Origin of the sequence: Leifsonia sp. McL0607 (genome assembly GCF_049993355.1) — a bacterium.
GTDB lineage: Bacteria > Actinomycetota > Actinomycetes > Actinomycetales > Microbacteriaceae > Leifsonia.
In genome coordinates this window covers 393404-407157 of sequence record NZ_CP188253.1, presented here as the reverse complement: position 1 = coordinate 407157, position 13754 = coordinate 393404, and the positions used below count along the sequence as shown (strand labels likewise).

At 68.8% G+C, this 13754-nt stretch carries 11 protein-coding genes; 7 read left to right on the top strand and 4 right to left on the bottom strand.

Annotated features, from left to right (window positions below; translation table 11 throughout):
• The first annotated feature begins 154 nt into the window (after window positions 1–154).
• From ACPPVW_RS01915 to ACPPVW_RS01905, 3 genes are all read left to right on the top strand, one after another.
• Window positions 155–2644, top strand: a complete 2490-nt coding sequence (locus ACPPVW_RS01915) for a ribonucleoside-diphosphate reductase subunit alpha (protein ID WP_426624870.1) — start codon at window positions 155–157, stop codon at window positions 2642–2644.
• A gap of 112 nt (window positions 2645–2756) precedes the next feature.
• Window positions 2757–3746: a ribonucleotide-diphosphate reductase subunit beta gene (locus ACPPVW_RS01910; protein WP_426624869.1), complete on the top strand. Its 990-nt coding sequence runs from the start codon at window positions 2757–2759 to the stop codon at window positions 3744–3746.
• A 1-nt stretch (window position 3747) separates the two neighbouring features.
• A complete protein-coding gene (locus tag ACPPVW_RS01905; protein ID WP_426624868.1) occupies window positions 3748–4623 on the top strand; it encodes a sulfurtransferase in 876 nt (291 codons plus the stop codon).
• A gap of 46 nt (window positions 4624–4669) precedes the next feature.
• Here ACPPVW_RS01905 and ACPPVW_RS01900 read toward each other — a convergent pair whose 3' ends face one another.
• Together ACPPVW_RS01900 and ACPPVW_RS01895 are read right to left on the bottom strand one after the other, a co-directional pair.
• Window positions 4670–6280, bottom strand: a complete 1611-nt coding sequence (locus ACPPVW_RS01900) for a hypothetical protein (RefSeq protein ID WP_426624867.1) — start codon at window positions 6278–6280, stop codon at window positions 4670–4672.
• Window positions 6277–6870 carry an RNA polymerase sigma factor gene (locus tag ACPPVW_RS01895; protein WP_426624866.1) on the bottom strand — a complete coding sequence of 198 codons (594 nt, stop codon included), beginning with the start codon at window positions 6868–6870 and terminating at the stop codon, window positions 6277–6279. Before ACPPVW_RS01895 ends, ACPPVW_RS01900 begins: the two co-directional genes overlap by 4 nt.
• Before the next feature lie 119 nt (window positions 6871–6989).
• Here ACPPVW_RS01895 and ACPPVW_RS01890 point away from each other — a divergent pair, with 119 nt between their 5' ends.
• The 3 genes from ACPPVW_RS01890 to ACPPVW_RS01880 all read left to right on the top strand — a co-directional run bounded on the left by ACPPVW_RS01890 (window position 6990) and on the right by ACPPVW_RS01880 (window position 10880).
• Window positions 6990–8012: a PLP-dependent cysteine synthase family protein gene (locus tag ACPPVW_RS01890; RefSeq protein ID WP_426624865.1), complete on the top strand. Its 1023-nt coding sequence runs from the start codon at window positions 6990–6992 to the stop codon at window positions 8010–8012.
• 71 nt (window positions 8013–8083) lie between these two features.
• The gene (locus ACPPVW_RS01885; RefSeq protein WP_426624864.1) at window positions 8084–9385 is read left to right on the top strand and encodes an NtaA/DmoA family FMN-dependent monooxygenase; all 1302 of its coding nucleotides are present in this window, start codon (window positions 8084–8086) and stop codon (window positions 9383–9385) included.
• A 4-nt stretch (window positions 9386–9389) separates the two neighbouring features.
• On the top strand, window positions 9390–10880 hold the full coding sequence (locus tag ACPPVW_RS01880) for an aromatic amino acid ammonia-lyase (protein ID WP_426624863.1): 1491 nt from the start codon (window positions 9390–9392) through the stop codon (window positions 10878–10880).
• Window positions 10881–10896: 16 nt separating this feature from the next.
• Here ACPPVW_RS01880 and ACPPVW_RS01875 read toward each other — a convergent pair whose 3' ends face one another.
• Together ACPPVW_RS01875 and ACPPVW_RS01870 are read right to left on the bottom strand one after the other, a co-directional pair.
• Window positions 10897–11994, bottom strand: coding sequence for a DUF1611 domain-containing protein (locus tag ACPPVW_RS01875; RefSeq protein WP_426624862.1), 1098 nt, complete (start codon window positions 11992–11994; stop codon window positions 10897–10899).
• Window positions 11995–12122: 128 nt separating this feature from the next.
• Window positions 12123–12632 carry a GNAT family N-acetyltransferase gene (locus ACPPVW_RS01870; protein WP_426624861.1) on the bottom strand — a complete coding sequence of 170 codons (510 nt, stop codon included), beginning with the start codon at window positions 12630–12632 and terminating at the stop codon, window positions 12123–12125.
• A gap of 219 nt (window positions 12633–12851) precedes the next feature.
• Between ACPPVW_RS01870 and ACPPVW_RS01865 the strand changes: the two genes are divergently transcribed.
• Window positions 12852–13754 carry an ABC transporter substrate-binding protein gene (locus ACPPVW_RS01865; protein ID WP_426624860.1) on the top strand — a complete coding sequence of 301 codons (903 nt, stop codon included), beginning with the start codon at window positions 12852–12854 and terminating at the stop codon, window positions 13752–13754.

Sequence of the window (13754 nt, the reverse complement as noted above, 5' to 3'; positions counted from 1 at the left end):
ACTAGATATGGGGGCGTGGAAATGTCGGCACCCGGCTATATAGTGGTTCACGCGACAGGGGTTCGGCCCGTTCTCGGGGAGGCCGGAGGCCGTCGCGACGACTTCGCCGCTCGCTCGAGCGGCACTGTGAGATCGAGAGATCGAGGGAGAGATAGTGGCTATCACTGTTGTGAAGCGGAACGGCGAGCGGGAGCCGTACGACGCCAACAAGATCAATCTGGCCATCGAGAACGCGGCCGCGGGCCTGGATGAGAACATCACCTGGGTGACGCAGATCGCGAGCGAGCTGGAGCTGACCCTGTTCGACGGCATCACGACTCAGCAGCTCGACGAGGCGGTCATCCAGGTCGCCCTGCAGAACGTCAAGGACGACCCCGCGTTCGACACCGTCGCCGCACGCCTCCTCCTCAAGACGATCTACAAGCGCGTCCTCGGCGACTATGAGGGCTTCGATGAGCTCGTGGAGCTCCACTCCAGCCACTTCCGCGGCTACATCGAGCGCGGCGTCTCCGAGACCCTCCTCGACTCGCGTTTCACCTCCCTCTTCGACCTCGACCGCCTCGCAGGCCACCTCGACCCGTCGCGCGACGAACTGCTCAAGTACATCGGCGTGGTCACCCTCAACAACCGTTACGGCATCAAGGCCCGCAACGGCGACTCGCTCGAGGTCCCTCAGTACTTCTGGATGCGCATCGCGATGGGTCTCTCGCTCAACGAGGCCGACCCCACCGCCCACGCCCTCGCGTTCTACGACAAGATGTCCAAGCTCGAGTACCTCGCCGCGGGCTCCACGCTCGTGAACGCGGGAACCGCGTATCCGCAGCTCTCCAACTGCTTCGTCATGGAGATGCAGGACGACATCGAGCACATCGCCAAGTCGGTGCGCGACGTGATGTGGCTCACCAAGGGCACCGGCGGCATCGGGCTCGCGGTCACCAAGCTGCGTGCCCAGGGCTCGCCGATCCGCTCGAACAACACCACCTCCACCGGTCCGATCCCGTTCATGCACACGATCGACTCGGTGCTGCGCGCGGTGAGCCGCGGCGGCAAGAAGTTCGGCGCGCTCTGCTTCTACATGGAGAACTGGCACCTCGACTTCCCCGAGTTCCTCGACCTCCGCCAGAACTCCGGCGATCCCTACCGCCGCACCCGCACCGCCAACACCGCAGTGTGGATCAGCGACGAGTTCATGAAGCGCGTGCAGACCGACGAAGACTGGTACCTCTTCGACCCTCTGGAGGTAGCCGACCTCAACGAGCTTTACGGCAAGGAGTTCTCGGCCCGCTACGCCGAATACGTGGCCATGGCCGAGTCCGGCGAGCTGCGGATGTTCAAGAAGATCAGCGCCCGCGCGCAGTTCAAGGACATCCTGATGAGCCTCCAGACCACCAGCCACCCGTGGCTGACCTGGAAGGACACCATCAACAATCGCGCCCTCAACAACAACACGGGCACGATCCACCTCTCCAACCTCTGCACCGAGATCACGCTGCCGCAGGACCGCGACAACGTCTCGGTCTGCAACCTGGCCTCCATCAACCTGTCGCGTCACCTGATCGACGGCAAGATGGACTGGGAGCGCATCGAGGCGAGCGCCCGTCAGGCCGTGCGCCAGCTGGACAACCTGATTGACATCACGGTCTCCAGCGTCGACGAGGCCGACTTCTCCAACCAGCAGAACCGCGCGATCGGCCTGGGCGTCATGGGCTTCACCGACATCGTCGAGCGCCTCGGCTTCAGCTACGAGAGCGAAGAGGCCTACGCTCTGATCGACGAGATCATGGAGCACGTCTCGTATGCGGCCATCGACGAGAGCGCCGACCTGGCGCAGGAGCGCGGCTCGTACCCGAACTTCGAGGGCTCGCGCTGGTCGAAGGGCCTGGTTCCCTACGACTCGATCGCGCTGACGGAGGCCGACCGCGGCGTCCCGATCACGGTCGACCGCACGATCCGCCTCGACTGGGACCGCCTGCGCGAGAAGGTCAAGGGCGGCATGCGCAACGCCACCCTTATGGCCGTCGCCCCCACGGCCTCCATCGGGCTGGTCGCCGGCACCACGCCGGGCTTCGACCCGCAGTTCTCGCAGATCTTCAGCAGGTCGACCTCCTCCGGCAAGTTCCTCGAGGTCAACCGCAACCTGGTCGAGACGCTGCAGGAGCGCGGCATCTGGCAGGATGTCCGCGAGGCGATCCTGCGTTCGCAGGGCGACATCTCTGGGGTCGACGCGATCCCGGACGAGGTCAAGGCCACGTTCAAGACCAGCTTCCAGCTCTCGCCCCACGCGTTCATCGAGGTAGCGGCGCGTGCCCAGAAGTGGATCGATCAGGCGATCAGCCGCAACATGTACCTCGAGACGCGTGATCTCGGCGACATGATGGACATCTACTACGCCGCGTGGGAGAAGGGTGTCAAGACCACCTACTACCTGCACATGAAGCCGCGTCACCAGGCGGAGCAGTCGACCGTCAAGGTCAACAAGGCCGAGGAGATCTCGGGAGGCCGCACGGGCTTCGCGGCGGTCGGCGCCGGCGCGCCGGCGGCCGCTCCCGTCATCACCGAGACCGCTCCCGCGGCCGCTCCCGCCCGCCGCGGGTTCGGCTTCGGCGGCCTGACCTCCAACAACGCCGCTGGGGGTGACAAGTGATGAACAGCACCACGATCGAGGAGTACTACGTGCCGGTCGACCCCATGGACGACCTGCAGTGCGAGTCCTGCCAGTAGCCCGCCGCCGAAGACGATAGAGAAGAGACACACAGATGGGCATCCTGGGAACGGGAATCGAAGAGGGTCTGCTGCTCAAGCCGGTGAAGTACCAGTGGGCGATGGACCTCTACGACCAGGCCGTCGCGAACACCTGGTTCCCCAACGAGATCCAGCTCGGTGAGGACATCGCGGACTTCAAGCGGATGACCGACGAGGAGCGTCACGCGGTCACCTTCTTGATGAGCTACTTCAACCCGAACGAGCTCCTGGTCAACAAGGCTCTGGCGTTCGGTGTGTACCCCTACATCAACGCGGCTGAGGCGCACCTCTACCTCGCCAAGCAGATGTGGGAGGAGGCCAACCACTGCATGTCGTTCGAGTACGTGCTCGAGACGTTCCCGATCGACCGCGAGCAGGCGTACACCTCCCACGTCGACATCCCGTCGATGGCGCGCAAGGAGGAGTTCGAAGTCCGTTTCATCAAGCGGATGACCGAGCAGGCGCTCGACATCACGACGACCGAGGGCAAGCAGGACTTCATCCGCAACCTGGTGGCGTACAACGTCATCCTCGAGGGGATCTGGTTCTACTCGGGCTTCATGGTGGCGCTGTCGTTCCGCCAGCGCAACCTGCTGCGCAACTTCGGGTCGCTGATCGACTGGGTGGTGCGCGACGAGTCGCTGCACCTCAAGTTCGGCATCAACCTGATCCTCACGGTACTGGAGGAGAACCCCGACCTGCAGACGCCGGAGTTCGCGAACGAGATCCGCCAGATGATCCTGGACGCCGTGGAGATGGAGGAGCAGTACAACCGCGACCTCCTGCCCGGCGGCATCCTGGGCCTCAACGCCAACTACATCAACCAGTACGTCAAGTACCTGGCCGACCGCCGTCTGGAGGAGCTCGGCTTCGAGGCCGAGTACAAGGTCTCCAACCCGGCCAAGTGGATGGCGACCGCCAACGACACACTCGAGCTGGTCAACTTCTTCGAGTCGACCAACACGTCGTACGAGTCGAACGCGAAGGCATCGAGCGGTCGCTGATATGACGATGCGGAACTCTCCGCTGATCACCGCCGCCGCGCTGGACGTCGCTCTCGGCGCTGAATCCCTGTGGAGCCGGGCCGGCCGGCGGCGGTCGTCGCTGCGGGTGCTCGATGTGCGCTGGAAGCTGGGCGGTCCTCCCGGCCCTGACGAGTTCGCGAAGGGCCACATTCCGTCGGCGGTATACGTCGATCTCGACACGGAGCTCGCCGGCCACGGCCTCCCGACCGACGGGCGGCACCCGCTGCCGGCCATCGCGGACTTCCAGGCAGCCGCGCGCGGCTGGGGACTGAACGACGGCGACGCCGTGGTCGTCTACGACGATGTCTCCGGCACCTCGGCCGCCCGCGCCTGGTGGCTGCTCCGGCACGCGGGCTTCGAGAACGTGCGTGTACTCGACGGCGGCCTGAGCGCCTGGATCGCGGCCGGGGGAGCGCTCGAGACGGAGCAGACCGTGATCGCACCCGGAACGGTCCACCTCGCTTACGGTCAGCTGCCGATGCTGGATGCGGACGCCGCTGCGGCCGTCGCGGCCCACGGCGTGCTACTCGACGCGCGCGCGGGCGAGCGGTTCCGCGGGGAGGTCGAGCCCGTCGACCCACGCGCCGGGCACATCCCCGGCGCTGTCAGCGCGCCGACGGCCGACACGATCGCCCCCGACGGCCGGATGCTGCCGCCGGATGCGCTCGCCGCCCGCTTCGCAGCGCTCGGCGTCGACGCGGACGCCCGGACGGGTGTCTACTGCGGCTCCGGCGTCACCGCGGCGCACGCTGCCCTGGCGATGGAGGCCGCGGGCCTGCCCATCCCGGCGCTCTACCCCGGTTCCTTCTCCGCGTGGTCGAACGACCCCGCCCGGCCGGTGGCCGTCGGCGCTTGATCAGGGCGTGGCACTTCGGCGGCGACGCTTGTGAAAGTCGGGCCCATCAGCCCAGCCCGGTCAACCTGTCGGCACCCAGGCGTACCAGGTAACCCCCGGCGAAGAGCCACTCGCCCGGGCCCGTGGCTGTTGCGCGCCACAGCTCGGTGCCCGAGCGCCGGTCATAAGCCGTCAGGGTCGTACTCGGCCAGCCCGAGGCTACGTAGGAGTTCGCGGGTCCGAACAGGAGCGCTGTCCCGCTAGGCACGTCCGGAAGCGGTCGAGGCGCCCCCGTCGATGCTGCGAACGTGCAGGTCTTGATGCCGTCGTGCACGACGATGAGGTCGTCGTGTGCACCGTCGAGGACGACATCCACGAGGGGCACCGGTCGACCATATTCGGCCGTCAGGCCGCATCGACTCGCGGGTGCGGACCAGCGGGCTTCTCCGGAGCCGGCGTCGAAGATGGTCAGCTCGGATGCGGACACCACGGCGATGAGATCGGTCGCGTGAGCAAGGTGCGGATCCGCGCCCCCGGTGCCGGCTAACGTGCGAACGGCGAAGACATCCGCGGCCGGTGGTATCCGTTTGGTCCACACCGCCTCTCCCGAAGAGTCGAGACCGGTGAGTTCGGTGGGCTGTCCCAACGCGTCGTATTGGGACACCTCCGCCAGGGTGGACTCGCCCTGGATCAGCCTGATGACGTTCAATCCGGGGTCGAGCCGACCAGTCTGGAGGTCGAGGCGCGCTGCGCCATATGGACCGCCATCGGGACCAGGAGCGTTCAGTTCGATGCTGACCGGAACGAACGTGGTGGCACTCCTGATCGGATACACCGAGGCACTCTTTCCAGGGATGCTCGTCGACCAGCGAGGCGCGCTCATGTCGCGGGGGTCGACCCGAACGATCGTATGCGGCGTGGTCATGACGATATCGCCCGAATCGCCCGGCACCGCCACGGCATTGAGTATTGCGTCGCTCTTCTCACCGGCGAAGTCCGCCAGGGTCTGCCCGGTGGCCAGGTCGATGACCTCGTGCGGCCCGCCGCCGAGTGCGTGATCCGCGACGAGGACACGTCCCGACGTGCCCAGCACGATGACGTCGACGTCGTAGACCGGCTGAGCGTGCCACGTCCACTCGCGCGACCAGAGGGCCGTACCGCGCCGGGTGTCCACGAGGGACAGGGAGACGTGCTGCAGGTCGTCCACGCAATCGGGCGAGCCGTCGCCGACGACGTGGGCGCCCAATTGAACGAGGGCCAGCCCGTCGGCGACGTCGTAGACGTGGTGCTGTTCGCACTGCCGTCCCGTACCAGGAAGGTCCAGGGTCCAAGGAGATGCCGCGAGCTCGTCGACGTCGTGCCGCTCGATCGGCGTCGTCTGGACGGCGATGGGTCGGCTGGTCGGCGTCGGCGTCGGCGTGGGCGTCGGGGTCGGTGTGGAGCTGACGCTCGGTGCCGGTGCCGGTGCCGGCGCCCGCTCCGGTGACCCGAAGTGCAGGACACCGCTGAGTGCGAGCGCGGCCGTTCCGCCGGCGAGGAGGACGGCGGCTCCGACGAGGCCGCCGATGGCGAAGCGCGTGCGCGAGGGACGCGCTCGAGCCTCGGCGACGGTCTCATGGAGGATGTCGCGGAGGATTGCACTGCGCGCCGGGTTGAAAGCGGGGCCGGTGGCGGTCATTCTGCACCTCCTTCGAAGGCAGGGCTCGGATCGGGGAGCAGCGCCCTGTCGCCGAGGCGGCGCTTGGCACGGGAGAGCCGGGATTTGATCGTCCCGACGGGGACGCCGAGCGCGCGTGCCGCTTCGGCCAGCGGGAGCTCCTCCAGCACGCAGAGCGTGATCACGTTCTGGTCGGCGGTCGACAGGGTGGTGAACGCATCGCGCACGCGACGGTCCCGTTCCTGGTTGTCGAGGTCGTCCGCGACGCCGTCGGCGTGATCGGGCTGGTGAATGGACTCGGACCACATGCGGGCCAGCGCGTCGCGATGGCGGCGCTTGCTGCGCTCAAGGTTGCGCACGGTGTTGTTCGCGGTGACCAGCAGCCAGGCGATGATCGAGCCGTCCAGCACGCGTACCGCGTCGCGGCGGCGCCAGGCCTCCAGGAAGACCACGGCCGTGACGTCCTCGGCATCGTGCGGCTGCCGCACGAGTCGCAGCGCGTGACCGTAGACCCGGTCGCGATGCACATCGAAAAGGGAGGTGAACGCGTCGGGATCACCGTCCCGCGCCCGGGACCAGGCGTCGGCCTCCTCCGATTCAGCGTTGTTCATATCTCCTAGTGTCCGATCGGCCCGAAAGGTTCCATCATCGCCTGGCCTGCGTCCTCCGCACGCTGTAACACGTGGACACAGCCCGTGCGTTTCCGGGGTGACACATCTATCGTTCCTGCATGACCGCACTCCACCTGATCCCCTCCTCCGGCCCCGGGAACCTCCCGCTGGGCGAGGTGTGCGACTCGGCGGCGGCGCTGATCGGCAACACCCCTGTGGTCGAGCTGCACTCGCTTCCGGCCGGCCTCGAGGCCCGCGTGCTGGTCAAGCTCGAGGGCCGCAACCCGGGAGGCTCGTCGAAGGACCGCATCGCCCTCAACATGATCTGCACGGCCGAGGCGGCGGGAGTGCTCGCTCCCGGGGGGACCATCGTGGAGGCGACCAGCGGCAACACCGGCATCGGCCTGGCCCTCATCGGCCGGCTCACCGGTCACCCCGTCGTCATCGTGCACGCCGCCGACATCTCCGACGAGAAGCGCAAGGTGCTCGCCGCCTACGGCGCCCGGCTGGTGGAGGCCGACTGGGAGGTCGGCCCCGACGACCCCGCGAATCCGCGGGCCGTGGCCGACCGGATCGCCGCAGAGACGCCTGGGTCGTGGCGCCCCGCCCAGTTCGCGAACGCCGCGAACCCGGAGGCGCACTACCGCGGCACCGGACCGGAGATCTGGCGGCAGACGGCCGGCCGCGTGACGCATTTCGTCGCCTCCATCGGCACCGGCGGAACCGTGAGCGGCACCGGCCGCTACCTCAAGGAGGTCAGCGGAGGGACGGTGGAGGTGCACGGCGCGAACCCCGCGGGCTCCACCTACGGCGGCGGCGCCGCCGGTCGCATCCTCGTCGACGGCGTCGGCACCGCGTGGCCGCGCGACTTCTGGCCAGTCACGTTCGATCCGGAGGTGGTGGACGAGATCCATACGGTCGAGGATGGAGTGGTGTACCGAACGCTCCGCCGGCTGGCCGCCGAGGAGGCCCTCCTGCTCGGCCCGTCGTCGGCGCTCGCCGTCGCAGCCGCCCTGCGGGTGGCCCGCGAGGCGCCGCCGGGCTCGATCGTCGTGGCGATCGCTCCGGACGGCGGAACGAACTATCTGACCAAGGCGTACGACGTCGATTGGCTCACCGCCGCCGGCGTCGGCGTCGACTGACCTCCTCACGGGCGGTCAGCGCACCGCACACCTTCAGCGACGCGGGCCGCGTCCGGCGACAGAGAGAATCCATGGCACTCCTCCACTTCGGCTGGTTCCTCGGCGCCGGCTTCGGCGTCCAGGGCTGGGGCGACCCCACGTACGGCATCGGCTACGACTGGAAGCAGCCTCCCATCTACCAGGATGCGGCGCGCGCCTTCGAGGGCGCCGGCTTCGATCTGTTCATCATCGAGGACGGCGTCGCCGTGCCCGACACCTACGGCGGGTCGGCCGAGGTGAACCTGGCCGCCGCGCGGTTCGTGCCCAAGCACGACCCGCTGCCGCTCGTGCCGTACCTGCTCGGGGCGACCAGCAGACTCGGCGTCGTGCCGACGCTCAGCGCGAGCTTCTACGAGCCGTTCACTGCCGCCCGCCTGCTCAGCACCCTCCAGCACTTCGCGGGAGGCCGGCTCGGCTTCAATGTGGTGACCAGCGGCTCCGACCTGGCCGCCCAGAACTACGGCCTCGACAAGCAGGTGGAGCACGACCTGCGCTATGACCGTGCCGACGAGTGGGTGGAGGTCGTCCGCAAGCTCTGGCGCAGTTGGGAGCCCGACGCGGTCGTGGAGGATGTCGCAGGCGGCGTCTTCGCCGACTACCGCAAGGTGCACACGATCGACCACGAGGGCCGCTTCTTCCGGGTGCGCGGACCGCTGAACACCGCGCCGGCCGCCGAGGAGCCGGTCATGGTGCAGGCTGGCGCGTCGGGTCGGGGCCGCGACTTCGCGGGCAAGAACTCGGATATCGTGCTCGCGCTCGCCTCCACGTCGGAGCGGATGCGCGACTACCGGGACAGCATTCGCGCCGTCGCCGTGGAGAACGGGCGGCCGGCCGACGCGGTGAAAGTCCTGTTCGTCGTGCAGCCGATCCTGACCGCGAACGCCGAGGAGACCGCGAGCGTCCGTGCCGCGCGCGCCGAGCTCACCCAGGCGGCCATCGACGAGCAGCTGCAGTCGATCAGCTATCTGACCGGCGTGGACTTCAAGACCTTCGACCTGGACGCTCCGCTTCCGGAGATCACCACGAACAGCAACCGCGGCACGCTGGACAACTTCGTGTCGTCCGCCCCGGCGGGGTCGACTCTGCGTGAGATCCTGCAGACCCGGGCCAAGAAGGACGGCGTGGCGATCATCGGCACCGCCGACGAGGTCGCCGACCACCTGGGTGAGCTGGGGGAGGCCGTGGGCGGCGACGGGTTCCTGTTCACCGGGCAGGTTCATCCCGCCAACGTGCACCGCACGCTGGACCCGCTGGTGCCGGCCCTCCGCCGACGCGGGCTGCTGCGCTCGGAGCTCGGCGACGGCGGCCTCCGCCGCAACCTGGCCGATTTCTGACGTCATGGCCGGGCCAGCGGGTGACGTTCGATTCGGTGCGGAGCCTCCGACCGTCTCCGACATCGTCGCGATCGCGGAAGGCGCGCCCGTCGTGCTCGACGCGGACGCGCGCGAGCGGATCGCGGCCTCCCGTGCCGTCGTCGACCACGCGATCGAGTCGGGGGAGCCGGTCTACGGTCTCAACCGGCGGCTGGGCGCCGGGCGCGACGACGCGGTGGAGGTGGACGAGCTCGCGGCCTTCCAGCGACGCACGATAGCGAACCATCGCGGCGGCATCGGGGAGCCGCTGACCGAGGTGGAGGCCCGTGCCGTCGTCGCGACCCGCCTCGCCGGCTTCACCCGCGGCGGCGCGGGCGTACGGCCGCGGCTCGCGGACGCGTACGCGGCGCTGCTCAACGCGCGCGTGACGCCGCGGATCCCGTCGCGCGGCTCTATCGGCGCGGCCGATCTGACAGCGCTCGCGGAGGTCGCGGCGGTCGTCATCGGCACCGGGGTCGTCCTCCGAGACGGCGTGGAGGTTCCGGCAGCCGAGGCTCTCGCGGATGCCGGACTGCAGCCGGTCGAGTTCGCGCCGCACGAGGCCGTGGCCGCGCTGAGCGCCAACGCGCTGAGCGTCGGAGTCGGCTCGCTCGCGGCGGTCGCCGCGCGGCAACTCGCGGAAGCGGCGGACCTGGTCGTCGCGCTGTCGCTGGAGGCCGTCGGCGCGGCGGGACCGGCCGGCAACCTCAGCCCCTACTCGACCGCCGTGGCGGACGCGAGGGGCGGCTCCGGCCAGCGGGCGTCCGCGCAGGCGATCCGCGCCGCGCTGGGCGGCAGCCGCCTCGAGGCTCCCGATCGCGCGGTGAGCGTGCAGGACCCGCTGGCGTTCCGCACGGCGCCGCAACTGCACGGCGCCCTCCGGGAGTCGGTCGCCCGGCTGCGCGCCGAGCTGGAGGTGGAGCTCGCGTCGCGCTCGGAGAACCCGGTCGTCGACCTCCCGAACGGCCGGCTCGTCTCCGGCGGCAACTTCCAGGCGCTGCCGCTGGCACTGGCCCTGGAGAACCTGCGTCTGGCGCTGGCCCACGTGGCCGAGGCGTCGGAGCGTCGCACGGCCGCGCTGTCGCTCGCGCTCGCCCCCGCGCGCCGGGAGGGCCGCACCCGGGTTCCCGGCCTCCTCCTCTATGCGGCCGCCGACGCCGTCGCCGAGGTGCGTCAGCTGGCCGCGCCGGCGACGCTGGGCTCCTCGACGTTGTCGGGCGTCGAGGACCACGCCACCTTCGCGCCACTGGCGCTGCGGCTCCTGCGGCGGTCCCTCGCCCTCACCGCCGAGGTGGTCGCGATCGAGGCGCTGCACGCGGCCGACCTGCTCGGTGTGCTCGACGCCGCTCCGTCCGGCGCCGGAACAGCCAGGCTGGCCGCCGCGTTGGGCGCGAGCTTCGACGGGCGGGCGGCGGACGATCTCGTCCGCGCGTCGGCGGGTCTGCTCGGTGTCGGTCTCGGTGTCGAACCCGCGTGAAGCCCGGCCGTCCGCGTCAGTTCGCGGCGGCGAGCGGAACCGCGATTGCCGCGAGGGCGGGGAACGCGAGCAGCACCATACCGACCAGTTCGTCGAGGTGCCTGGTCAGGGGATCGGTGGCCGGGATGCCGAGGTCGAGCTCCAGCTGATCGATCGCGTCGCCGAGCTGGCTGTCGGACAGGTTCTCGTGGTTGACCGTCACGCCGATGACCCTGGTCTCGGCGAAGGCCTCGATCAGGGCGATCTCGCTCGCGACGGACGGCATCGCGATCGCGGGGAAGTCGTCCAGGACCGCACGTGCGGGCGCGTGCTGCACGATGACGGCCTGCGGCCGGCTGCCGCGCAGGATGTAGGCCGAGGTCAGGTAGGCGGGATGGCTCAGCGCGCCTTGGCCTTCGATGACGATGACATCGGGGCTCTCGTTCTCGAAAGCGTCGAGCACCTGGCCTTCGACCTCCCCCGAGCAGAACTGCGGCACGGTCGCGTCCAGTGCCACGCCGTAGCGAGCGCCCTGGATCAAGGCCGTCTGGCCGGTGCCGACCATGACGGCTCGCACCCCGCGGGCGTTGAGCGCCTGCACCAGGAGGGTCGTCGTCGTGCGCTTGCCGATGGCGCCGTCGGTGCCGAGCACCGCGATGCGCGGGCACGTGACCTCGGCGATCCGGCCCGTGAACAGCCGGAGGTCCTTCGTGGGCTTCGGGCGGCGCACATCCGTGATGGTGACACCGGCGATCAGCGCGGCGGCGGCGAACTCGGCATCGTCGCCGAGGAACTCGTGTAGGCCGTTCACGATGTCCAGCCCGCGGGAGATGCCGTCCAGGAGGACGAGCCGGTCGGCAGGGGACAGCATGCCGCTCGCCGGAGCCATCCCGACGATGAGCACGTCAGGCGCGGAGGGGAGGCGATCGACCACCTCGGCCAGACTCGCGAGCACGGGGACGGCGTTGGCGACGCCGTCGAGCAGCGCGCCGGCGTCCTGGCCGGCCCGTGTGCTGTCGATGACCGCGACGATCTCGTAGCTCTCCGAGGAGCGCACGAGACCGTTCGCAGTCTTGCCGTCCGGCTCGCCGAACAGGCCTTCGCAGTAGACGACGGCGCGTGGGGACACGGGCATTGCAGCTCCTCTGATCGACACAGAGGAGGCGACGGGATCGTGGCCGGACCGAACAGCGATCCAACGGTCAACGAGGCGTCTTCCCTGAAGCCGGCGGACACCGGCCTCAGGACAGTAGCACACCGCTATCAGAGATCTTTGCGGAACCCGAGGTACGACACGCGCTCCCAGTCGTCGTCGAGGTCGAACAGCGGCGAGTATCCGAGCGAGATGTAGAGCGCGACCGCCTCCGGCTGACGTGCGCCCGTCGTGAGCACGATCGTCTGGATGCCGCGCCGCGCTGCCTCGTCCTCCAATTCGGACATCACGCGTCGGGCGAGCCCCTGGCGCCGGTAGCCGGAGTGCGTCCAGACCCGCTTGACCTCGACCGTGGACTCGTTCTCCCGCATGAAGGCACCGCCGGCGACCGGCGATCCTGCGGCGTCTACGAGGAGAAGGAAGATGCCGCCCTCCTCCGCGGTGAACCGCCTGGCGGGATACCGCGAGAGCTCCGCTGACGAGGGGATGCCGTCGTTGAAGCCGTAGCGCTCGTCGTACTCGCGCGAGAGCTCCTCGACGAGCGGCACGGCCAACGGATCGTCGGGGCGCGTGACGATCACGCGGGCCGATTCGGCCAGGCCGGATTGCGGTTGGGTCACGACCCGACCCTAGCGCGGCGCGTCGTGTCGCGCGCATTCGAGGTTCCCGGAGGCCTCAGACAACGGAATCCGCGCAAAGAAAGACGAGATCTCTGCGAAACTTGCAGGAAAACCGGCGTTTCGCGCGCGAATTAGTATGCATCTATTGCATGCGGCCTGGGGTATTCTCCCCTTACCCCTCCTGCACACCTTGCACCAGGAAGAAGGACAACTACCATCATGCGCATCCGATCCGTGGCCCCCGTGGCCGCCCTCGCCGCCGTCGCAGCGCTCGCGCTCTCCGGTTGTGTCGACAACTCCACCCCCTCCTCGAGCGGCTCAGCGTCGAGCGCCGCGTTCGACGTGAAGAAGGACGACACCTTGGCGAACAGCCTGCCCTCCAAGATCAAGTCGGCCGGTCTCCTCACCGTCGGCATGGACGACACGTACCCGCCGAACGAGTACAAGGACGACAATGGCAACCCCGTCGGCTGGGAGGTCGACTTCACCAATGCCATCGGCGCGAAGCTCGGCGTCAAGATCACCTACGCGATCGCGAAGTTCGACAACATCATCCCGAGCGTCACCGGCGGCAAGGACGACTTCGGCATGTCGTCCTTCACCGACACGGTCGAGCGCGAGAAGCAGGTCGACTTCGTCAACTACTACACAGCGGGAATCTCGTGGGCATCCGCCAAGGGGAAGACTGTCGACCCCGGCAACGCCTGCGGGCTCAAAGTCGCCGTGCAGTCGACGACCGTCGAGGACACGCAGGAAGTGCCCGACAAGTCGAAGGCCTGCACCGACGCTGGCAAGGCGGCGATCCAGGTCCTGCGGTACGACAATCAGGACGACGCTACGAATGCCGTCATCCTGGGCAAAGCCGACGCCCTGAGCGCCGACTCGCCCGTCACGCTGTACGCGATCTCGAAGTCCAGCGGCAAGCTCCAGGCGGCAGGCAAGACGTTCGACGTCGCGCCCTACGGCATCCCGGTCGCCAAGAACTCCGAGCTGACCCCGGTGCTGCAGAAGACCATCCAGGCGCTCATCGACGACGGCACCTACAAGAAGATCCTCGACAAGTGGGGCGTGGCCGACGGAATCGTGACGAAGGCCGACGTCAACGCGGCCTCGAAGGGTTGA

Bases quoted from the DNA above. Each gene is read 5' to 3' on its own strand.
- ACPPVW_RS01905 (WP_426624868.1), top strand. From the start codon at position 3,748: ATGACGATGCGGAACTCTCCGCTGATCACCGCCGCCGCGCTGGACGTC.
- ACPPVW_RS01890 (WP_426624865.1), top strand. From the start codon at position 6,990: ATGACCGCACTCCACCTGATCCCCTCCTCCGGCCCCGGGAACCTCCCG.
- ACPPVW_RS01910 (WP_426624869.1), top strand. From the start codon at position 2,757: ATGGGCATCCTGGGAACGGGAATCGAAGAGGGTCTGCTGCTCAAGCCG.
- ACPPVW_RS01900 (WP_426624867.1), bottom strand. From the start codon at position 6,280: ATGACCGCCACCGGCCCCGCTTTCAACCCGGCGCGCAGTGCAATCCTC.
- ACPPVW_RS01895 (WP_426624866.1), bottom strand. From the start codon at position 6,870: ATGAACAACGCTGAATCGGAGGAGGCCGACGCCTGGTCCCGGGCGCGG.
- ACPPVW_RS01865 (WP_426624860.1), top strand. From the start codon at position 12,852: ATGCGCATCCGATCCGTGGCCCCCGTGGCCGCCCTCGCCGCCGTCGCA.
- ACPPVW_RS01875 (WP_426624862.1), bottom strand. From the start codon at position 11,994: ATGCCCGTGTCCCCACGCGCCGTCGTCTACTGCGAAGGCCTGTTCGGC.
- ACPPVW_RS01880 (WP_426624863.1), top strand. From the start codon at position 9,390: ATGGCCGGGCCAGCGGGTGACGTTCGATTCGGTGCGGAGCCTCCGACC.
- ACPPVW_RS01885 (WP_426624864.1), top strand. From the start codon at position 8,084: ATGGCACTCCTCCACTTCGGCTGGTTCCTCGGCGCCGGCTTCGGCGTC.